21 protein-coding genes are annotated in these 19,438 nt (G+C 59.6%); 8 read left to right on the forward strand and 13 right to left on the reverse strand.

The genetic code is table 11. From position 1 onward, the window contains the following. The first annotated feature begins 306 nt into the window (after positions 1–306). From hemA to CQ009_RS22610, 6 genes are all read left to right on the forward strand, one after another. Entirely contained in the window at positions 307–1,593 is a 1,287-nt protein-coding gene (hemA, locus tag CQ009_RS22585; protein WP_064120441.1) for a glutamyl-tRNA reductase, read from the forward strand. Continuing rightward, positions 1,590–2,672, forward strand: a complete 1,083-nt coding sequence (prfA, locus tag CQ009_RS22590; RefSeq protein WP_105708773.1) for a peptide chain release factor 1 — start codon at positions 1,590–1,592, stop codon at positions 2,670–2,672. Before hemA ends, prfA begins: the two co-directional genes overlap by 4 nt. Further along, positions 2,673–3,503 carry a peptide chain release factor N(5)-glutamine methyltransferase gene (prmC, locus tag CQ009_RS22595; RefSeq protein WP_064387642.1) on the forward strand — a complete coding sequence of 277 codons (831 nt, stop codon included), beginning with the start codon at positions 2,673–2,675 and terminating at the stop codon, positions 3,501–3,503. After that, the gene (locus tag CQ009_RS22600; RefSeq protein WP_105708774.1) at positions 3,497–4,252 is read left to right on the forward strand and encodes a molybdopterin-synthase adenylyltransferase MoeB; all 756 of its coding nucleotides are present in this window, start codon (positions 3,497–3,499) and stop codon (positions 4,250–4,252) included. Before prmC ends, CQ009_RS22600 begins: the two co-directional genes overlap by 7 nt. Then, on the forward strand, positions 4,245–5,036 hold the full coding sequence (murI, locus tag CQ009_RS22605) for a glutamate racemase (RefSeq protein ID WP_105708775.1): 792 nt from the start codon (positions 4,245–4,247) through the stop codon (positions 5,034–5,036). Before CQ009_RS22600 ends, murI begins: the two co-directional genes overlap by 8 nt. A 112-nt stretch (positions 5,037–5,148) precedes the next feature. Further along, positions 5,149–5,667: an acyloxyacyl hydrolase gene (locus CQ009_RS22610; RefSeq protein ID WP_064387641.1), complete on the forward strand. Its 519-nt coding sequence runs from the start codon at positions 5,149–5,151 to the stop codon at positions 5,665–5,667. Between the two features lie 129 nt (positions 5,668–5,796). Here CQ009_RS22610 and CQ009_RS22615 read toward each other — a convergent pair whose 3' ends face one another. The 12 genes from CQ009_RS22615 to CQ009_RS22670 form a co-directional block, all read right to left on the reverse strand. After that, a complete protein-coding gene (locus CQ009_RS22615; protein ID WP_064387640.1) occupies positions 5,797–6,102 on the reverse strand; it encodes a YkgJ family cysteine cluster protein in 306 nt (101 codons plus the stop codon). Between the two features lie 52 nt (positions 6,103–6,154). Continuing rightward, positions 6,155–6,646 carry a DUF2878 domain-containing protein gene (locus CQ009_RS22620; RefSeq protein ID WP_064387639.1) on the reverse strand — a complete coding sequence of 164 codons (492 nt, stop codon included), beginning with the start codon at positions 6,644–6,646 and terminating at the stop codon, positions 6,155–6,157. Beyond that, positions 6,639–7,904 carry a cyclopropane-fatty-acyl-phospholipid synthase family protein gene (locus CQ009_RS22625; protein ID WP_064387638.1) on the reverse strand — a complete coding sequence of 422 codons (1,266 nt, stop codon included), beginning with the start codon at positions 7,902–7,904 and terminating at the stop codon, positions 6,639–6,641. The genes CQ009_RS22620 and CQ009_RS22625 overlap by 8 nt, the downstream gene beginning before the upstream one ends. Then, positions 7,891–8,706, reverse strand: coding sequence for a DUF1365 domain-containing protein (locus tag CQ009_RS22630; protein ID WP_105708776.1), 816 nt, complete (start codon positions 8,704–8,706; stop codon positions 7,891–7,893). Before CQ009_RS22630 ends, CQ009_RS22625 begins: the two co-directional genes overlap by 14 nt. Further along, positions 8,703–9,950 (reverse strand): NAD(P)/FAD-dependent oxidoreductase, encoded by a 1,248-nt coding sequence (locus CQ009_RS22635; protein ID WP_064387636.1) that lies wholly within the window; start codon positions 9,948–9,950, stop codon positions 8,703–8,705. The genes CQ009_RS22630 and CQ009_RS22635 overlap by 4 nt, the downstream gene beginning before the upstream one ends. Continuing rightward, positions 9,947–10,729 (reverse strand): SDR family oxidoreductase, encoded by a 783-nt coding sequence (locus tag CQ009_RS22640; RefSeq protein ID WP_105708777.1) that lies wholly within the window; start codon positions 10,727–10,729, stop codon positions 9,947–9,949. The genes CQ009_RS22635 and CQ009_RS22640 overlap by 4 nt, the downstream gene beginning before the upstream one ends. Continuing rightward, positions 10,726–11,148 (reverse strand): nuclear transport factor 2 family protein, encoded by a 423-nt coding sequence (locus CQ009_RS22645; protein WP_064387634.1) that lies wholly within the window; start codon positions 11,146–11,148, stop codon positions 10,726–10,728. Before CQ009_RS22645 ends, CQ009_RS22640 begins: the two co-directional genes overlap by 4 nt. Then, on the reverse strand, positions 11,141–12,583 hold the full coding sequence (gene phrB / locus CQ009_RS22650) for a deoxyribodipyrimidine photo-lyase (protein WP_177431015.1): 1,443 nt from the start codon (positions 12,581–12,583) through the stop codon (positions 11,141–11,143). The genes CQ009_RS22645 and phrB overlap by 8 nt, the downstream gene beginning before the upstream one ends. Before the next feature lie 20 nt (positions 12,584–12,603). Beyond that, the gene (locus CQ009_RS22655) at positions 12,604–13,545 is read right to left on the reverse strand and encodes a MerR family transcriptional regulator (RefSeq protein WP_105708779.1); all 942 of its coding nucleotides are present in this window, start codon (positions 13,543–13,545) and stop codon (positions 12,604–12,606) included. After that, on the reverse strand, positions 13,545–14,507 hold the full coding sequence (locus CQ009_RS22660; RefSeq protein ID WP_105708780.1) for a DUF523 and DUF1722 domain-containing protein: 963 nt from the start codon (positions 14,505–14,507) through the stop codon (positions 13,545–13,547). Before CQ009_RS22660 ends, CQ009_RS22655 begins: the two co-directional genes overlap by 1 nt. 214 nt (positions 14,508–14,721) lie before the next feature. Then, positions 14,722–14,937, reverse strand: a complete 216-nt coding sequence (locus CQ009_RS22665) for a TIGR02450 family Trp-rich protein (RefSeq protein WP_105708781.1) — start codon at positions 14,935–14,937, stop codon at positions 14,722–14,724. After that, positions 14,934–15,920 carry an NAD(P)/FAD-dependent oxidoreductase gene (locus CQ009_RS22670; protein WP_064387629.1) on the reverse strand — a complete coding sequence of 329 codons (987 nt, stop codon included), beginning with the start codon at positions 15,918–15,920 and terminating at the stop codon, positions 14,934–14,936. The genes CQ009_RS22665 and CQ009_RS22670 overlap by 4 nt, the downstream gene beginning before the upstream one ends. A gap of 197 nt (positions 15,921–16,117) precedes the next feature. Between CQ009_RS22670 and CQ009_RS22675 the strand changes: the two genes are divergently transcribed. Both CQ009_RS22675 and hemH read left to right on the forward strand, forming a co-directional pair. Next, positions 16,118–17,020, forward strand: coding sequence for a TIGR01777 family oxidoreductase (locus CQ009_RS22675; protein WP_105708782.1), 903 nt, complete (start codon positions 16,118–16,120; stop codon positions 17,018–17,020). A 13-nt stretch (positions 17,021–17,033) separates the two neighbouring features. Further along, positions 17,034–18,059 (forward strand): ferrochelatase, encoded by a 1,026-nt coding sequence (hemH, locus tag CQ009_RS22680; protein WP_105708783.1) that lies wholly within the window; start codon positions 17,034–17,036, stop codon positions 18,057–18,059. A gap of 102 nt (positions 18,060–18,161) precedes the next feature. Here the strand turns inward: hemH and CQ009_RS22685 are convergent, their stop codons facing one another. Continuing rightward, on the reverse strand, positions 18,162–19,436 hold the full coding sequence (locus tag CQ009_RS22685) for a uracil-xanthine permease family protein (RefSeq protein WP_105708784.1): 1,275 nt from the start codon (positions 19,434–19,436) through the stop codon (positions 18,162–18,164). Positions 19,437–19,438: the final 2 nt, after the last annotated feature.

The following is a 19,438-nucleotide window of genomic DNA, read 5'->3' on the forward strand; positions in this document are numbered from 1 at the left end:
CGACTAACCTGCGGTCGGATCATCATGACACAAGCCTTCGGCCAAACATAACCGCTCAGGCAATTTACGCTGATCGCCCTGTAGGAGCTGCCGCAGGCTGCGATCTTTTGATCTTGCTTTTGATTTCAAAAAACAAAGTCAAAAGATCGCAGCCTTCGGCAGCTCCTACATGGGGTGGTGTGTACATGAACGAGAATGGATCGCAGCATAAGGTGGATACAATAAGGGCGATAGATATCCAATAGTTGTTCTGAATCTGGCGAAGTAGGACAATTGCCGGCTTCACGTCACCATCAGCGACTTTGAATGGCCTTCCTTGCACTCGGTATCAACCACAAGACTGCTTCAGTAGACGTCCGCGAGCGCGTGGCCTTTACGCCAGAGCAGTTGGTGGAAGCCTTGCAGCAGCTCTGCCGACTGACCGACAGCCGCGAAGCTGCGATCCTCTCGACCTGCAATCGCAGTGAGCTTTATATAGAACAGGATCAGCTTTCTGCCGATATCGTGCTGCGCTGGCTGGCCGACTATCACCATTTAAGCCTCGATGAGCTGCGCGCGAGTGCTTATGTGCATGAAGATGATGCGGCAGTTCGTCACATGATGCGCGTCGCCTCCGGGCTCGACTCGCTGGTGCTGGGCGAACCGCAGATTCTCGGTCAGATGAAATCGGCCTACGCCGTGGCCCGCGAGGCCGGCACCATCGGCCCGCTGTTGGGGCGACTGTTTCAAGCAACGTTCAATGCCGCCAAACAGGTGCGCACCGACACCGCGATCGGTGAAAACCCGGTATCCGTAGCGTTTGCCGCGGTCAGCCTGGCGAAACAGATTTTCAGTGATTTGCAGCGCAGCCAAGCCTTGCTGATCGGCGCCGGCGAGACCATCACCCTGGTCGCCCGCCATTTGCACGAGCTCGGCGTCAAGCGCATTGTCGTCGCCAACCGCACGCTGGAGCGCGCCAGTCTGTTGGCCGAGCAGTTCGGCGCCCACGCGGTGCTGCTGTCGGACATCCCGGCGGAACTGGTGCGCAGCGACATCGTTATCAGTTCGACCGCCAGTCAGTTGCCGATTCTCGGTAAGGGCGCGGTGGAAAGCGCTTTGAAGCTGCGCAAGCACAAGCCGATTTTCATGGTCGATATCGCTGTTCCCCGCGATATCGAACCGGAAGTCGGCGAGTTGGACGACGTTTACCTCTACAGCGTCGACGATCTCCACGAAGTGGTCGCCGAAAACCTCAAGAGTCGTCAGGGCGCAGCCCAGGCGGCAGAAGAGATGGTCTCGGTCGGCGCCGATGATTTCATGGTGCGCCTGCGCGAGCTGGCGGCGGTCGATGTGCTCAAGGCCTATCGTCAACAGAGCGAACGCCTGCGCGACGAGGAACTGCAAAAAGCCCTGCGCCTGCTGGCCAACGGTGGCAACGCCGAAGAGGTGCTCGGGCAACTGGCCCGTGGCCTGACCAATAAACTGTTGCATGCGCCCAGCGTGCAGTTGAAAAAGCTTTCTGCCGAAGGCCGCCTCGATGCGCTGGCCATGGCCCAGGAACTCTTTGCCCTCGAGGGCTCACCGGATAGCTTTTCGGATAAAAAACCGCAATGAAAGCGTCACTGCTCAATAAGCTGGACATCCTCCAGGACCGTTTCGAGGAACTGACCGCGTTGCTCGGCGACGGCGAAGTCATTTCCGATCAGGCCAAATTTCGCGCTTATTCCAAGGAATACGCTGAACTCGAGCCGGTCGTGCAAGGCTATAAAAAGCTGCTCGGCGTACAAAGCGATCTTGAAGGCGCGCAGGCGCTGCTCAAGGACAACGATCCGGACATGCGTGAAATGGCTGTGGAAGAAGTCCGCGAAGCCAAGGAATTGCTGATCACCCTGGAAGCCGATCTGCAGCGCATGTTGCTGCCCAAAGATCCCAACGACGGGCGCAACGTGTTTCTCGAAATCCGCGCCGGCACCGGTGGCGACGAGGCGGCGATCTTCTCCGGCGATTTGTTCCGCATGTATTCGCGTTACGCCGAGCGTCGCGGCTGGCGTGTGGAGATCCTGTCGGAAAACGAAGGCGAGCACGGTGGCTATAAAGAAGTCATCGCCCGCATTGAAGGCGACAATGTTTACGGCAAACTGAAATTCGAATCCGGCGCGCACCGCGTACAGCGTGTACCCGCCACTGAATCCCAGGGCCGCATTCACACCTCGGCCTGCACCGTGGCGGTGTTGCCCGAGCCGGACGAACGCGAAGCCATCGAGATCAACCCGGCGGATTTGCGTGTCGATACATTCCGCTCCTCCGGCGCCGGTGGTCAGCACGTCAACACCACCGACTCGGCGATCCGCATCACGCACATACCGACCGGTACCGTCGTCGAGTGCCAGGAAGAACGCTCCCAGCACAAGAACCGGGCGCGGGCGATGGCTTGGCTGTCCGCCAAGCTCAACGATCAGCAAACCGCAGCGGCGGCGAATGCGATCGCCAGCGAACGTAAATTGCTGGTAGGTTCCGGCGACCGCTCCGAGCGCATTCGCACCTACAACTTTGCCCAGGGTCGAGTCACCGACCATCGCGTCAACCTGACCCTGTACTCGCTGGACGAAATTCTTGCCGGTGGCGTTGAGGCGGTGATCGAGCCTTTGCTGGCCGAATACCAGGCTGACCAACTCGCCGCGATAGGTGAATAAATGACCATCATTGCCAGCCTGTTGCGCGCAGCCGAACTGCCTGACTCGCCCACCGCACGCCTGGATGCCGAATTGCTCCTGGCCGCCGCGTTGGGCAAGTCGCGCAGTTTTCTCCACACCTGGCCCGAGCGCATTGTGCCGAGTGAAGCAGCGCTGACGTTTGCCGAGTACTTGCAACGTCGTCGTGGCGGTGAGCCGGTGGCCTACATTCTCGGTCAGCAGGGTTTCTGGAAACTCGATCTGGAAGTCGCGCCACACACGCTGATCCCGCGCCCGGACACTGAGTTGCTGGTGGAAGCGGCGCTGGAATTGCTACCTGCGACCCCGGCGAAAGTACTCGATCTCGGCACTGGCAGCGGCGCGATTGCCCTGGCGTTGGCCAGCGAACGTCCGGCGTGGAAAGTCACGGCGGTGGATCGCGTGCTCGAAGCCGTGGCCCTCGCCGAGCGCAATCGCCAGCGCCTGCATTTGAACAACGCCACGGTGCTGAGCAGCCATTGGTTCAGCGCACTTGAAGGTCAGCGTTTCCAGTTGATCATCAGCAATCCGCCGTACATTGCCGCCGCCGATCCGCATCTGGTCGAGGGCGATGTGCGCTTCGAACCGGCCAGCGCGCTGGTTGCTGGTGAGGACGGGCTCGACGATCTGCGCTTGATCGTCGATCAGGCCCCGGATCATCTGGAGGCCGCTGGCTGGTTGATGCTCGAACACGGCTATGATCAAGCCGAAGCCGTCCGTGACTTGCTGCTGACGCGCGGTTTTGAAGAAGTCCACAGCCGCACCGATCTGGGCGGTCATCAACGCATCAGTCTGGGGCGCCTGCCGTGCTGAATGATCAGGAATTGCTGCGCTACAGCCGGCAGATTCTGCTGCAACACATCGACATCGACGGGCAGCTGAAGCTCAAGGACAGTCGCGTGCTGATCATCGGCCTCGGCGGGCTCGGTGCGCCGGTTGCCTTGTATCTGGCGGCGGCGGGCGTCGGTGAGTTGCACCTGGCGGATTTCGACACGGTCGACCTGACCAACCTGCAACGCCAGATCATTCATGACACCGACAGCGTCGGCATGAGCAAGGTCGACTCGGCGCTCAAGCGTCTGGGCTCGATCAATCCCGAGATTCAATTGATTGCCCATCGTCAGGCGCTGGACGAGGATTCTCTCGCCGCAGCCGTGACTGCGGTGGATCTGGTGCTCGACTGTTCGGATAATTTTTCCACCCGCGAAGCAGTCAACGCTGCGTGTGTGGCTGCGTGCAAACCGTTGGTCAGCGGCGCGGCGATTCGTCTGGAAGGGCAGTTGTCGGTGTTCGACCCGCGTCGCGCCGAGAGCCCGTGCTACCACTGCTTGTACGGCCACGGCAGCGAAGCCGAACTGACCTGCAGCGAAGCAGGCGTGGTCGGGCCGCTGGTCGGTCTGGTCGGCAGTCTCCAGGCGTTGGAAGCGTTGAAGGTGTTGGTCGGTTTCGGCGAGCCGCTGGTTGGGCGTCTGTTGCTGATCGATGCGCTGGGCTCGCGTTTCCGTGAGCTGCGCGTCAAGCGTGATCCGGGTTGCAGCGTCTGTGGCTCGCGCCATGCGTGAAGCGCCGATCGGCGTGTTCGATTCCGGCGTCGGCGGCTTGTCGGTGCTGGCGGAAATCCAGCGCTTGCTGCCCAATGAATCGCTGCTCTATGTCGCCGATTGCGGGCACATTCCCTACGGTGAGAAAACCCCGGAATTCATTCGCCAGCGCTGCAGCGTGATGGCGGGGTTTTTCCGCGAGCAGGGCGCCAAGGCGTTGGTGCTGGCCTGCAATACCGCGACCGTTGCCGGTGTCGCCGATCTGCGCCGTGATTTTCCCGACTGGCCGCTGGTCGGCATGGAGCCTGCGGTCAAACCGGCGGCTGCCGCGACCCGCAGCGGAGTAGTCGGCGTGCTCGCCACCACCGGGACTTTGCAAAGCGCCAAGTTCGCGGCGCTGCTTGATCGCTTCGCCACTGACGTGCGAGTGATCACCCAGCCGTGTCCCGGTCTGGTCGAATTGATTGAGAGTGGCGATCTGCACAGCGCCGAGTTGCGCGCGCTGCTGAAAAGTTATGTCGACCCGCTGTTGGCCAGCGGCTGCGACACGATCATTCTCGGCTGCACCCACTATCCCTTTCTAAAACCGATGCTCAAGTCGATGATCCCCGAGGACATCAGCCTGATCGATACCGGTGCTGCTGTAGCGCGGCAACTTCAGCGGCTTTTGGCTGAGCGTGATTTGCTCGCTGCCGGCCCGAACCAACCAGTCAGATTCTGGACCAGCGCCGATCCTGAGTACTTTAAAAACATCCTGCCACTGCTCGGACAAAACGCTGGTGAAGTGCAAAACTTCGACTTGTAAAAAAATTGTGAAATAACTAAAAAATCAGCTGAACTTCTAAGCAGGCGCCAGCTTCTATAGCGAAGAGTTATCTAGAAAACCAAACGATCGTTCCGGAAAAGGAAGTTTCAACGTGAAGCGACTATTCTGCTTGGCCGCGATTGCGGCCGCACTGATGGGGCAAAGTGTTACTGCACAAGCGGCAGGTGTTGAGTTTGCGGTGGGGGCCACTAGCGATTCGACCATGACGTACCGCTTGGGCATGAATTTCGATTGGGACAAGAGCTGGCTGCAGAGCGACGTCGGTCGCCTGACCGGTTACTGGAGCGGTGCCTATACCTATTGGGAAGGCGACAAGACCTCCAGCAACAACAGCCTGTCGTTCTCGCCGGTGTTTGTTTACGAGTTTGCCGGACAGTCGGTCAAACCGTATATCGAAGCGGGCATTGGTGTGGCTGCGTTCTCCAACACCAAGTATGAAAGCAACAACCTCGGCGGTTCTTTCCAGTTCGAAGACCGTATCGGTTTTGGTCTGCGCTTCAATGGCGGGCATGAAGTCGGGATCCGTGCCACGCACTATTCCAACGCTGGCCTGGCCAGTGACAACGACGGCGTAGAAAGTTACGCGCTGCATTACACGATGCCGCTCTAAGCCGTACGCATAACCCCTGTAGGAGTGAGCCTGCTCGCGATAGCGGAGTGTCAGTCACACAAATATTGACTGACACTCCGCTATCGCGAGCAGGCTCACTCCTACATTGGTTTTTGTGATGCTCAAAAATCAGCGGTAGGCAGTACTGATGCCCTGGCGCTCTTCAATGCACTCCGGTGCACCCATCTCAAACTCGCGGCAGATCAACGGGCGTTTCTCATAGATCGTGCACATCATCGTGTCGCGATCCAGCGCCGCGCACCAACCGTCGTCCAGGCGCAGCATCACTTCGCCGCCCCACTCATCGGTATCGATAAAGCGATCAGGTACGCCGGTGTCGGTGATCAGCATCACTTCGAGCTGACAGCAGCACGCCGCGCAGGTCGAACAAGTGACCGCCGGTTCCGTGATTTGTTGGTGGGGAATGGTCTTCATGGCGGCAGTGTAAGGCAGTCGCTGCTGTGCGTGTGAAAGGTCTGACAGACGCTCAATGTGCCAGTCGTCGCGCCATCCCATGCAGCAGCGGAAACAGCAGCGCCCAGAGCAGGCCGATACCGATCAGCGTGGGTAGTTCGCCGTAGGGAAATTGCACCCCGGCCAGGCGTCCGCCAGCGTAATACGACAGTGCTCCGCCGACTGCGCCAAGCACACTCGCCAGCCACCAGGGCCGGGCACTCCATTGCAGGCAATGGCGCAGCGTCGTCGCGAGCAGCGCCCACAGCAGCATCAGCCACAACGGAATCAGTGGCGACTGATCCTGAAACTCGAATACCCCGACACCACGCAACACACTGTCCACCGCCGTGCCGACAATCACCACGCTCAAAATCAAACGGCCTTCAGCCGCCCAACTGCTGATCCAGCGCAGATGGATCACCAGCACCGCTAACGCGATCAACAACCACAAACTGTTGCCGCCGAGCACGCACGTCAGCCAGCCGATCTGGAACAGCACGGCATTGGCCACACGCTCAAGCATCGAAGCGTCCGAGCAGCGGCGCAGTTATTGCGGCCGGTTTGGCCAGCAGCAATTGCGCGGTGCCGATGGTGCGTTCGAGGAAGCCGCCCTCGCAGTAGCACAGGTAGAACTCCCACAGTCGCAGGAAATAATCGTCGTAGCCCAATTCGCTCAAACGGCCATGGGCGCGGCGGAAGTTCTCGTGCCACAGGCGCAGGGTGCGCGCGTAGTGCAGGCCGAAATCCTCCATGTGCAGCAGGTTCATGTCGGTGTCGCGGCCGACCACTTCGAGCATTTTCTGCACACAGGGCAGGGCACCGCCGGGGAAGATGTAGCGCTGGATGAAGTCGACGCCGCGCTTGGCCTGCTCATAGCGTTGCTCGCGAATGGTGATCGCCTGAATCAGCATCAGGCCGTTGCTCTTGAGCAAGTGCGCGCATTGTTTGAAGTAGGTCGGCAGAAAGCGATGACCGACCGCTTCGATCATCTCGATCGACACCAGTTTGTCGTACTCGCCGGTGAGGTCGCGATAGTCCTTGAGCAGCAGCGTCACTTGTTGCTGCAATCCAAGTTGTTCGATGCGCTGTGCGGTAAAGGCGTACTGTTCTTTCGACAGCGTGGTGGTGGTGACGCGGCAGCCGTAATGTTGCGCCGCGTAAAGCGCCATGCTGCCCCAACCGGTGCCGATCTCAAGCAAATGGTCACTGGGCTTGAGCGCGAGCTTCTGGCAGATCCGTTCGAGTTTGTTCAGTTGCGCCTGCTCAAGCGTGTCTTCGGGCGTCAGAAACTGCGCTGCCGAATACATCATGGTCGGGTCGAGAAACTGCTCGAACAGGTCATTGCCGAGGTCGTAGTGCGCGGCGATGTTTTTCTGTGAGCCCTTGCGCGTATTGCGATTGAGCCAGTGCAGGCCTTGCACCAATGGCCTCCCGAGGCGGGCGAGGCCGCCCTCCATGGCATCGAGTACTTCCAGGTTGCTGACAAACACGCGCACCACTGCCGTCAGGTCCGGCGAACTCCAGTAGCCATGAATAAACGCTTCGCCGGCGCCAATCGAGCCACTGCTGGCAACCATCCCCCAGGCTGCTGGATCGGTGATGTGGATTTCTCCCAGCAGCGCACTGCCGGGCGTACCGAAGAGCATTTGTTCGCCGTCTTCGAACACCATCAATTGCCCGTGTTTGAGCTGAGCGAGTTGGCGCAATACGCCTCGGCGCAGCAGCGATCCGGTCAAACCGTTAGTGCTGAGCCGACTGACCGACAGGCTAGAGGATTTCATGGCGGTGCTCCTTGGGAGGCACAGTGGCGGTTTGAAAGCTGCCGTCGGCAGTCTGATGAGCAAAGATCGGAGCGCGTTTGAGCAGCAGTCGCAGCGCTTGCCAGTAAATCGCCAACGCGGTTTTCGCGGTCATCCACGGAAAGCGCCGCAAGTGACGGTGCAAGCTGTGGCGATCAAGGGTTTCGCGTTGCAGATTGAGCGTCGCGTCGAACAGTTTTTGCTCGCCCTGCCAGTCGGCCATGTGCACGCCGAGGGTTTGCGCGGCGGGGCTGAAGCTCATGCGGTATTCGAGATCGCGCGGCAAAAACGGCGAAACGTGAAAGGCTTTGGCCACGGCGAAGTGCTGATGAAAATCCTGCAGATTGACCGGCGTGCGCGCCGGCAGCACGTAGTGATAGCGTTCGCGCCACGGCGTGTTGGTGACCTCGCAGACAATCGCCGCCAGTTGCCCGTCGGCTTCGTGGCAATAAAAGAAACTCACCGGGTTGAACGACAGGCCCCAACTGCGCGCCTGAGTCAGCAGGCAGACCGCGCCTTGTGGCTCATGACCAATGGCGGCAGCCACTTGTTGGCGCACCGCATCGATCAGGCGCACACCACGACCGGTATAGGTCTTGAGGTAGTCGCTCTCCCGAAACGAAAACGGCGCAAAGCGGCTGCGCCCGGCCAGCGGTGACAGCGCCAGCACCGCGTCCTGCTCGTTTAGATCGAGGTAGATCAGGCCGATCCGATAGCGGAATTGATGCTGGCGCGGCGAGAAGCGCCGATGGCCGATCCAGCCGCTGTACAGGGCACTGTTCATAAGGTTTCCCCGAACGCGGCAGCCACACGTAAAGCGCTGACCACGCCGTCTTCATGAAAACCGTTGGCCCAATAGGCGCCGCAATAATGGCTGTGTTGCGCGCCATCGAGTTCGGCCCAGCGATTTTGCGCCGCGACCGCCGCCAGGCTGTATTGCGGGTGCGCGTAGGTGTATTTGGCGAGCACTTTGAACGGGCTGATGCCGGCACTCTGGTTGAGGCTGACGCAAAATGTCGTGTCGCTCTGGATACCTTGCAGAATGTTCATGTCGTAAGTGACCGCAGCCTGGGTATGGCCGGATCCGCCGAGGCGATAATTCCAGCTCGCCCACGCCAGTTTGCGTGTCGGCAGCAAGCGCGTGTCGGTGTGCAGCACCACCTCATTGTCGGCGTAGGGCAGGGCGCCGAGGATCGCGCGTTCGGCATCGCTCGGAACCGCTAGCAGTTTCAACGCTTGATCGCTGTGGCAGGCGAACACCACCTGGTCGAAATGCTCAATGCCCACCGGGCTGTGGATCATCACACCGTGCACATCGCGATCAACCCGGGTTACCGGGCAAGCGAGTCGGATTCTGTCCTTGAACGCGGCCGTCAGCGGTGCGATATAAGCGCTTGAACCGCCTTCGATGACTTGCCATTGCGGACGGTCACTGACAGACAACAAACCGTGGTTCTTGAAAAACCGGACAAAAAACTGCAGCGGAAAATTGAGCATTTCGGCCATCGGCATCGACCAGATCGCCGCGCCCATCGGCACGATGTAATGCAGGATGAAACGTTCGCCGTAACCGCCAGCCTTGAGGTATTCGTCGAGGGTGGTGTCGGCCGCGATGCGCAGCTCCAGGAGGTCGCGTTGCGCTTCTTTATTGAAGCGCAGAATGTCACGCAGCATGCCCCAGAACCCCGGCGACAGCAGATTGCTGCGCTGGGCAAAGAGGCTGTTGAGGTTGTTGCCGTTGTATTCCAGGCCAGTGTCCGGATCGGTCACCGAAAAACTCATTTCGGTCGGTTTGAACGGCACACCCAGTTGGCCCAGCAGGCGAATGAAGTTCGGATAGGTCCAGTCGTTGAACACGATGAAACCGGTGTCCACGGCGTACTTGCGACCTTCGACCGTGACCTCCACGGTATGCGTGTGACCACCGACCCAGTCGCTGGCTTCGAACACCGTGACGTCGTGTCGGCGATTGAGCAGGTAGGCGCAGGTCAGCCCGGCGATGCCGCTCCCGACGATGGCGATCTTCATGCCGGATCCGTCTGTGGTGGTGGCTTGCGCACCATGCGCTTGCCGATGGCCAGTTGCGCGCGCGCGGGCAGTTTCGACAAGGGCCATAGCGCCGCCATGAACAGTGCCGGAAAAGCGATCTCCAGAGGTCGATCCTTGAGCTTGGCAAAGATGTGCCGCGCGGCTTTATCCACAGGCCAGCTGAGCGGCATCGGGAAATCGTTTTTGGCGGTCAGCGGCGTCTCGACAAACCCCGGGCTGACCACAGTGACTTCAATGCCCTCGTCCGCAAGATCAATGCGCAGCGATTCGAACAAGTAACGCAGCCCGGCCTTCGACGCACCGTAGGCTTCAGCCCGAGGCAACGGCAAATAGGTCACCGAACTCGCCACGCCGACCAGATGCGGTGCGTTGCCTTTGCGCAGCAGCGGCAGGGCTGCCTCGATGCAGTAACTGCTGGCGAGCAGATTGGTGCGTACCACGTGTTCGATGATCGAGGCATCGAACTGCTTGGCATCGACGTATTCACAGGTCCCGGCGTTGAGGATGACGCTGTCTAGCGAACCCCAGTCCTCAGCAATCTGCTGGCCGATTTCGCGCACGGTCTGGCTGTTGGTCAAATCCCCCGGGACTACCAATACCTGTCCCGGATAGCGTTGCGATAACACTTTGAGCGGTGCGAGCTGGCGTGAACTGACTGCCAGGTGCGCACCGGTTTTCAGTATCTCTTCAGCCAGCGCCGCGCCGATGCCACTGCTGGCACCGGTCAACCAATAACGCCGTGGAGTTGTACGACTCATCCCATTCTCCTTTTCAGCCAGGCGATCACCCGGCCCAATACGGGTAAATGTTCATAAAGCAGTGCCCCGGCATCGAAATAATCCCGATGGCGATAAACCTTGTCGTGCCACAGCAGGTGCGAGCAGCCGCTGACGCGAATCACCTGACCACCCGCCAGGCGCGGGTGGCGATAACGCATGACCCAGCGCAAGTAGCCTTCGCCCTCGCTGATCTGGTCGAAACCGTGAAAGTCGAAATGCAATTCGCTGACGTTGGCGTAAAGCTCGCTGAAGTAATCGCGCAATTGCGCCAGGCCCTGAACTTCGTGCAGCGGGTCGGTGAAATGAATGTCATCGCTGTAGAGCTCGCCCAGGCGTTGCAGGTTGTCTTTGTTCAACGCTGAAAATTGCCGGGCGAAGCGCTGCAGGAATTCACTCATGATCGTCTCCGATGGCTTGGCGCGTGGGCAGGTTCTTGAACGCGGTCAGCGCCCGTTCCCGTGAAGCGCTCAGATTGACGATCGGCGGCGGGTAGTCGGCGGCACCGAACAGACCGGCGCTGGCCGGGTTATGCACTTCTTTTTTGTTGAGACCGGCGAGTTGCGGCAGCCAGTGCTTGATGAACAGGCCTTCGCTGTCGAATTTTTCCGACTGGCTCAACGGATTGAAGATGCGGAAGTACGGCGCTGAATCGGTGCCGGTCGACGAACTCCATTGCCAGCCGCCGTTGTTCGCCGCGAGGTCGCCATCGATCAAGTGGCGCATGAAAAAGCGCTCGCCTTCGCGCCAGTCGATCAACAGGTTTTTGGTCAGGAACATCGCCACGACCATACGCAGGCGATTGTGCATCCAGCCGGTTTCCAGCAATTGGCGCATGGCCGCATCGATGATCGGCAGGCCAGTGCGCGCTTCTTGCCAGGCGGCGAGATCTTCCGGTGCATCACGCCAGGCGAGGGCTTCGGTTTCCGGGCGAAAGGCGCGGTGCCGCGAGACTCGCGGATAGCCGACCAGGATGTGTTTGTAGAACTCGCGCCACAGCAATTCGTTGATCCAGGTGACTGCACCGACTTTGCCGCTCTCGAACTCGCCCTGATTGCTTTGCAGGGCGGCGTGCAGGCATTGGCGCGGCGAAATCACACCAGCGGCGAGATAGGCCGAGAGTTGACTGGTGCCGGGCTTGGCCGGGAAGTCGCGTTCGCTTTGGTAGTAGTCGATTTGTGCGTCGGCGAACGTATCGAGGCGACGCTGCGCTTCTTTTTCTCCGGCCGGCCAAAGAGCCTGGAGGGATGGACTCGGGGTGGCGAAGCCTTTGACCGCGTCAGGAACCGGGTCGCTGTCGACTTTGAGTTTTGCCTGCTTGCCGGGTGCCTTGACTAATGCCGGCATCGAGCGATGCAGGCGCTCATAACAGACTTTTCTGAACTGGCTGAAGACCTTGAAGTAGGTTTCGGTCTTGGTCAGCACGGTGCCGGGTTTGAACAGCAACTGGTCGAGATAACTGTGAAACTCGATGCCCTTGGCTGTCAACGTTTCAGCCACTGCGGCATCGCGACGGCTTTCATGGACGCCGTATTCTTCGTTGACGTGCAGCGCTTCAATCTTCAGTTGCTGGCACAGCTTGAGCAGTTCGGCCGGAGCCTGATCCCAATGCGCTGCGGTGCGAATCAACAAGGGGATGTTCAGCTCGTCGAGGCTTTTGCTCAGCTCATTGAGATTGCGCAACCAGAAGTCGACCTTGCATGGAGCATCGTCATGTTCCAGCCATTGCTGCGGGCTCAACAGGTACACGGCGACCGTCGGACCGCGCGCTGCGGCGGCCGCGAGGGCGGTGTTGTCATGTTGGCGCAAGTCGCTGCGTAGCCAGATCAATTGCATGTCGGAACTCACTGCGTCCATTAAATCAGCCCACGCTGAACGAGTGCCTGGTGCGCTGAAAGCGGGTCTTCAGCCAGGTACAAATCAGCGATCTCGGAAGTTTTTACGGACAACTCGGCGTGGTGGATGCATACCGTTGGTCCGACCAGTAATTTCGGGCAACTCACTCCGTTCAATAGTTTCGGCAACTGCGCAAGGTTCATGGCTTTGCTGGAATACAGCAGTACGCCACGCGCTTGCAGGTGTTCTGCTGTCAGCGCCAGTTCTCCCACCGGTAGCGGCCAGTCAAACACCTGCACCGGGCAATCGGAGCTGCTGATCAGCCACGCGCATAGCCACAGATGAGGTTCCAGTGGCAGGTCGGAATGATTGATCAACAGCAAGGGCGCAGCATGCAACTGACGGTTGTTATGGTAGATGCGTGCGCCAAATTTGCTGCGCAGCCACGAATAAAAAAACACGCGTTCCATCTGTGCACCGAATTGGCCCTGCCAGCGCTGCTCCAGTTCCGTCAGCAACGGCATGAGCAATTGCTCGCACAGCGTGCGTGGCGGGTAGAGCGCCATGGCTTGATTGACGCTGTCGTCGAGGCTGCGTTCACTGAGTTGCGTAACGGCCGCCAGCAGTGTCTGGCGCAAGCGCTGCCAGTCGTTTTCCACTGATTCGCTGAACGCCTGTGGCGTGTCGAGCAGTGGTTTGACCTGGCTGACTGCCACGCCACGGTTGAGCCAGGTAAGGATCGTCAGAATTCGCTGCACATGTTCGGCCGAATACAGCCGGTGACCTTTGGGGGTGCGTTGTGGCACGACCAGCCCATAGCGGCGTTCCCACGCACGCAGGGTGATCGCATTGACGCCGGTTTGCCGGGCGACTTCGCGAATCGGCAGCCAGCCCTCGTCGAGGGCTTTTTTAAAATCAGCGCCAAGGTCTTCCTGAGCGCTGGTATCGAGTTTGTCGTTCATTAGATGGCGTTTCGCAGACTGAGGTTTTCCGGGTGCGGTTGCAGGTAAACCTGTTGCGCGATGTACGGGTCCGGATGGAGGCGAAAGTGATGCTTGAGCAGCGTCAACGGCACCACCAAGGGCACGATGCCGAGGCGGTATTGGCTGATGACGTGAACCATTTCCTGTTTGTCTTCGGCGCTGATCACTTGTTTCAGATAACCGCTGATGTGCAGCAGCACGTTGCAGTGCGTGCCACGGGTGGCGCATTTTTTCAGCGCCGCCATCAGTTCGCTGAAATAGCGCGGGCCCAGTTCGACGGGATCGGTGTCGGCCATGTTGCCGAGCAGTTTGCCCAGCGCCTTGTATTGCAGCGGGTTGTGCGCCATCAGCAAGTATTTGTAGCGCGAATGGAATTCGGTGAGCGTGCGGCGGCTCAAGCCTCGAGCGATGACTTGTTGCCATTCGCTGTAGGCGAACACGCGGGTGATGAAGTTCTCGCGCAGCACTGGATCGTTGAGGCGCCCGGCTTCTTCCACGGGCAGATCCGGGTGTCGGGCGCAAAACGCCTGGGCGTAAATCCCGCGCCCGCCGCCGTTCACCGGGGCGCCGTTGGCGTGGTAAACCTTGACCCGTTCCAGGCCGCAGGACGGCGATTGCTGCATGAAGATGTAGCCGCAGATGTCATCGAGTTCAGCGGCCATTTTCTCGCCATATTCGGCCAATGGCCGGGTGACGTTGATCGCCGGGTTTACCGTGCCGATGGCTTCAGGATGTTCTGGATCACCGACGAGGCGGATCGGTTCGCGAGGAATGCCCAAGCCGATTGCGACCTCCGGACACACCGGAAAAAAATCGAAATGCTCGGTGAGGGTGCGGCTGCACAGGCGTGATTCCTTGTGTCCACCGTTGTAGCGCACCTCCGCGCCCAGCAAGCAGGCGCTGATGGCGATTTTAGGTTTGGCTACGCAAGGATCAGACATGAACACCTCGAATCCATACCTGTACAGAGGTGAATCTCTGTACAACTTTGCTCAGCATAGATTCATGGGTGTACAAGTCAAATTATTTGTATAACTTTTTCCGGTTGATGCGATTCCTGTAGGAGTGAGCCTGCTCGCGATAGCGGTATGTCATTCAATAAAAATGTTGAATGGTCCCCCGCTATCGCGAGCAGGCTCACTCCTACAGGGGGCTTTATTGCCAGCCCAATAGCCAGTGATCGTTGTTCTTGAGGACTTGCCAATCGAGGCGTTCAACGCGTTTGGTCAACACCGCCTGCAACTCGACTTCCAGCACTTTGCCTTCCTCATCAAGGAACAACTCGGTCACCAGAAAGTGTTTTTCACGGTTCTGCGGATGGGCTGCTGTCCATTTCGACAGCAGCAATTTTTGCGGATTGATGCGCTTCACTGCAGGTGCTCATGCAAGCGACGTGCAGCCTCCTGACCGCTCAGCCAGGCCCCTTCGACGCGGCCAGAAAGGCACCAGTCGCCGCAGGCATACAGGCCCAGATCGGCATCGGCCAAGGTGCCCCATTCGTGACCTGTCGCAGGGCGAGCATAGAGCCAGCGGTGGGCGAGGCTGAAGGTCGGCGCGGGCATGGCGCTGTGCAGCAACTCGGCAAAGGCGCCGTGCAGTTGCTCGATCACTGCTTCCTTGGACAAATCGATGTGTTGCCGACTCCATGCACTGGTGGCATGCAGTACCCAAGTGTCGAGGGTGTTGTCGCGCCCCGGTTTGCTGCGGTTGCGCGCCAGCCAGTCGAGCGGACTGTCCTGCACAAAGCAGCCTTCAATTGGCGTATCCAGTGGCGTGTCGAAGGCGAGGGCGACGGCCCAGGTCGGATCCATCTTCACCCCCGCAGCGGCGCCGGCGAGTTTCGGTGCAGCGGCCAATAGCGCGGTCGCTTGCGGTGCCGGCGTGGCAATCACCACGTGGCTGAACGGGCCGTGGGTGAAGCCTTCGGCGTCTTGCAAATGCCAGTGTTCTTCACCGCGAAAAACCTCGGTAATCCGGCAGGCGAAATGCACTTCCAGACCGTCGAGCAAACCACGGGTGATGGCGCTCATGCGCGGCGCACCAACCCAGCGGGTCTGTTCGTCCGGCGACAGGTTCAGTTGGCCACCCTGGCAGGTATAGAGCTGCGGCGTCCACTCGGCGACCCAGCCCTGGCTTTGCCAGCGCTGCACTTCGGTGACGAAGCGGCGGTCACGTGCGGTGAAATATTGCGCACCCATGTCCAGTGAGCCAGCGTCGCTGCGCTTGCTCGACATGCGCCCGCCGCTGCCGCGACTTTTGTCGAATAATTGAACGGTATGCCCGGTCTCTGTCAGAGCCTGGGCGGCGGAGAGTCCGGCGATGCCGGTGCCGATGATTGCGATAGGTACAGTCATAGGGGCCTCGTTTACCTTTCTGTACAGACTACGCCGTGGATGAAACCTGTACAATTTTGTTTTTTGGTATAACTTCTAGCGTTCTCGTTCTGACAGCTTGGCCTATGGTTAAACAATAGAGCCTGCCCGATAGAAAAGATCCCTGTTTATAAAAATAGACTAGTGATCAGGGTAAAACGCCACGCGAGGAAGATGTCATGCACATATTGCTGACCGGCGGTACTGGTTTGATCGGACGTCAGCTTTGCCGGCACTGGTCGCAGCAGGGCCATCGCCTGACGGTGTGGAGCCGTAAACCGGAGAAGGTCGCGAAGATCTGCGGCGCGCAGGTGCGTGGCATCGCGCGCCTGGAAGACCTCGGCGAGGAGCCTGTGGACGCGATCATCAATCTGGCCGGAGCGCCGATTGCCGATCGGCCGTGGACCCATCGCCGCAAGGCGTTGTTGTGGAGCAGCCGCATCAAGCTGACGGAAACATTGTTGGCGTGGCTCGAAACCCGCGCGCAGAAACCGGCATTGCTGATTTCCGGTTCGGCGATAGGCTGGTATGGCGACGGTGGTGAACGCGAGTTGACGGAAGATTCACCGCCGGTGATCGACGATTTCGCCAGCCAGTTGTGCATTGCCTGGGAGGAAACCGCACAGCGTGCCGAGGCACAAGGCATCCGCGTGGTAATGGTGCGAACGGGCTTGGTGCTGTCGGCCGAGGGCGGCTTTTTGTCGCGGCTGTTGCTGCCGTTCAAACTCGGGCTCGGCGGGCCTTTGGGCAATGGGCGGCAGTGGATGCCGTGGATTCATATCGACGATCAAATCGCCCTGATTGATTTTCTTCTGCACCGCGATCAGGCCAGTGGTCCTTATAATGCCTGCGCGCCGCAACCTGTGCGCAATCGCGAATTTGCCAAGACGCTGGGCAGCGTTCTGCACCGCCCGGCGTTCATGCCGATGCCGACCCTGGCGCTGAAGGTCGGCCTCGGCGAGATGTCTTTGTTGTTGCTCGGTGGCCAGAAGGCCTTGCCAGCACGCTTGCTGGAAGCGGGTTTCACTTTCCAGTTCACGGATTTACGCGCGGCTCTGGACGATCTTTCCAGCCGCCTCTGAAATAGGACGTTGCATGACCGATCACGCCTTGCTTCTGGTCAACCTGGGTTCCCCGGCCTCCACTTCGGTGGCCGATGTACGCAGCTACCTCAATCAATTCCTGATGGACCCGTACGTGATCGACCTGCCATGGCCGGTGCGGCGTCTGCTGGTGTCGCTGATCCTGATCAAGCGTCCGGAACAATCGGCCCATGCCTACGCCTCGATTTGGTGGGAGGAGGGTTCGCCGCTGGTGGTGCTCAGCCGTCGCCTGCAACAGCAGATGAAGGCGCAATGGAAGCAGGGGCCGGTAGAGCTGGCGATGCGATACGGTGAGCCGTCGATTGAAACCGGCCTGCTGAAACTGGTCGCGGCGGGGCACAAGCGCATCACGCTGGCGCCGCTGTATCCACAGTTCGCCGACAGCACCACGACCACAGTGATCGAGGAAGCCAAGCGGGTGATCCGCGAGAAAAAGCTCGATGTGAAATTGTCAGTGCTGCAACCGTTCTACGATCAGCCGGAATATCTGGATGCGCTGGTCGAAAGCGCCAGACCGCATTTGCAGCAGGATTACGATCACTTGCTGCTGAGCTTCCATGGATTGCCGGAACGGCATCTGACCAAACTCGATCCGACCGGCAATCATTGCTTCAAGAATGACGACTGCTGCAAGAACGCCTCTCCTGCGGTCATGGCGACCTGTTATCGCGCGCAATGCCTGCGTACAGCGGCGTTGTTTGCTCAGCGCATGGGCCTGCCTGATGGCAAATGGTCGGTGTCGTTTCAGTCGCGTCTGGGGCGGGCGAAGTGGATCGAGCCGTACACCGAAGCGCGCCTGGATGAACTGGCGAAAAGCGGCGTGAAGAAAATTCTGGTGATGTGCCCGGCGTTTGTCGCCGATTGCATCGAGACGCTGGAAGAGATTGGTGATCGCGGCAAGGAACAGTTCCGCGAAGCGGGGGGCGAGGAGTTGGTGCTGGTGCCTTGTCTGAACGACGACACGCATTGGGCGAAGGCGTTGGCAACTCTTTGCGAACGAGCGCCGCTGGCGCTCTGAAAGCGAATCGCGAGCAGGCTCACTCCTACAGGTATTGCGTTGACCTTGTAGGAGTGAGCCTGCTCGCGATAGCTATCTGTCAGGCGATGAAGATCTAAAGGTTCAGATCAGTGGCTCATCCGCCTTCTTGTTTTTCCAGCCGTCATTGCCTGGCAGAATCAGGTTCAGCGCAATCGCCACCACCGCGCACAGCGCGATGCCTTTGAGGCCGAAGTCGTCCGGACCGGTGCCAGTGCCGACCAGCACACCGCCAATCCCGAATACCAACGTCACCGAAACAATCACCAGATTGCGCGCTTCGCCCAGATCGATCTTGTGACGGATCAGGGTGTTCATGCCCACCGCCGCGATCGAACCGAACAATAGACACAGAATCCCGCCCATCACCGGTACCGGAATGCTCTGCAGCAGCGCGCCGAATTTGCCGATGAACGCCAGGCTGATGGCGAAAATCGCCGCCCACGTCATGATTTTCGGGTTGTAGTTCTTGGTCAGCATCACGGCGCCAGTCACTTCGGCGTAGGTGGTGTTCGGCGGGCCACCGAACATCCCGGCAGCGGTGGTGGCAATGCCGTCACCGAGCAGGGTGCGATGCAGGCCCGGTTTCTTCAGGTAATCGCGACCGGTCACGCTACCCACAGCAATCACGCCGCCGATGTGTTCAATGGCCGGGGCCAATGCCACCGGAACAATGAACAGAATCGCCTGCCAGTTGAACTCCGGCGCGGTGAAATGGGGGATCGCAAACCATGGTGCTGCGGCAATCTTCGCTGTGTCGACCACGCCGAAATAGAACGCCATGGCAAAACCGACCAGCACACCGGAAATGATCGGCACCAGACGGAAGATGCCTTTGCCGAACACCGCCACGATCAACGTGGTCAGCAGTGCCGGCATCGAGATCATCATTGCGGTCTGGTAGTGGATCAGTTCCGAACCGTCGCCAGCCTTGCCCATCGCCATGTTCGCGGCAATCGGCGCCATGGCCAGACCGATGGAAATGATCACCGGACCAATCACCACCGGCGGCAGCAAACGGTCAATGAAACCGGTGCCTTTGATCTTCACGGCCAGGCCGAGGAAGGTGTAGACGAAACCGGCCGCCATCACGCCGCCCATGGTCGCGGCGAGGCCGAACTGGCCCTTGGCGAGAATGATCGGGGTGATGAAAGCGAAGCTCGACGCCAGAAACACCGGCACCTGACGCCCGGTGACGATCTGGAACAGGATCGTTCCCAGACCTGCGGTAAACAGTGCCACGTTCGGGTCCAGGCCCGTGATCAGCGGCATCAGCACCAAGGCGCCGAAAGCCACGAACAGCATCTGGGCGCCGGACAGCACCGTGCGCCAGAGCGGATCGTTGAACTCTTGCTGCATGG

It is taken from the genome of Pseudomonas sp. MYb2, from assembly GCF_002979955.1.
In the GTDB taxonomy this organism is placed as follows: Bacteria; Pseudomonadota; Gammaproteobacteria; order Pseudomonadales; family Pseudomonadaceae; genus Aquipseudomonas.

Bases quoted from the DNA above. Each gene is read 5' to 3' on its own strand.
- hemA (WP_064120441.1), top strand. From the start codon at position 307: ATGGCCTTCCTTGCACTCGGTATCAACCACAAGACTGCTTCAGTAGAC.
- prfA (WP_105708773.1), top strand. From the start codon at position 1,590: ATGAAAGCGTCACTGCTCAATAAGCTGGACATCCTCCAGGACCGTTTC.
- prmC (WP_064387642.1), top strand. From the start codon at position 2,673: ATGACCATCATTGCCAGCCTGTTGCGCGCAGCCGAACTGCCTGACTCG.
- murI (WP_105708775.1), top strand. From the start codon at position 4,245: ATGCGTGAAGCGCCGATCGGCGTGTTCGATTCCGGCGTCGGCGGCTTG.
- CQ009_RS22615 (WP_064387640.1), bottom strand. From the start codon at position 6,102: ATGAAGACCATTCCCCACCAACAAATCACGGAACCGGCGGTCACTTGT.
- CQ009_RS22620 (WP_064387639.1), bottom strand. From the start codon at position 6,646: ATGCTTGAGCGTGTGGCCAATGCCGTGCTGTTCCAGATCGGCTGGCTG.
- CQ009_RS22625 (WP_064387638.1), bottom strand. From the start codon at position 7,904: ATGAAATCCTCTAGCCTGTCGGTCAGTCGGCTCAGCACTAACGGTTTG.
- CQ009_RS22630 (WP_105708776.1), bottom strand. From the start codon at position 8,706: ATGAACAGTGCCCTGTACAGCGGCTGGATCGGCCATCGGCGCTTCTCG.
- CQ009_RS22635 (WP_064387636.1), bottom strand. From the start codon at position 9,950: ATGAAGATCGCCATCGTCGGGAGCGGCATCGCCGGGCTGACCTGCGCC.
- CQ009_RS22640 (WP_105708777.1), bottom strand. From the start codon at position 10,729: ATGAGTCGTACAACTCCACGGCGTTATTGGTTGACCGGTGCCAGCAGT.
- CQ009_RS22645 (WP_064387634.1), bottom strand. From the start codon at position 11,148: ATGAGTGAATTCCTGCAGCGCTTCGCCCGGCAATTTTCAGCGTTGAAC.
- phrB (WP_177431015.1), bottom strand. From the start codon at position 12,583: ATGCAATTGATCTGGCTACGCAGCGACTTGCGCCAACATGACAACACC.
- CQ009_RS22655 (WP_105708779.1), bottom strand. From the start codon at position 13,545: ATGAACGACAAACTCGATACCAGCGCTCAGGAAGACCTTGGCGCTGAT.
- CQ009_RS22660 (WP_105708780.1), bottom strand. From the start codon at position 14,507: ATGTCTGATCCTTGCGTAGCCAAACCTAAAATCGCCATCAGCGCCTGC.
- CQ009_RS22670 (WP_064387629.1), bottom strand. From the start codon at position 15,920: ATGACTGTACCTATCGCAATCATCGGCACCGGCATCGCCGGACTCTCC.
- CQ009_RS22675 (WP_105708782.1), top strand. From the start codon at position 16,118: ATGCACATATTGCTGACCGGCGGTACTGGTTTGATCGGACGTCAGCTT.
- hemH (WP_105708783.1), top strand. From the start codon at position 17,034: ATGACCGATCACGCCTTGCTTCTGGTCAACCTGGGTTCCCCGGCCTCC.
- CQ009_RS22685 (WP_105708784.1), bottom strand. From the start codon at position 19,436: ATGCAGCAAGAGTTCAACGATCCGCTCTGGCGCACGGTGCTGTCCGGC.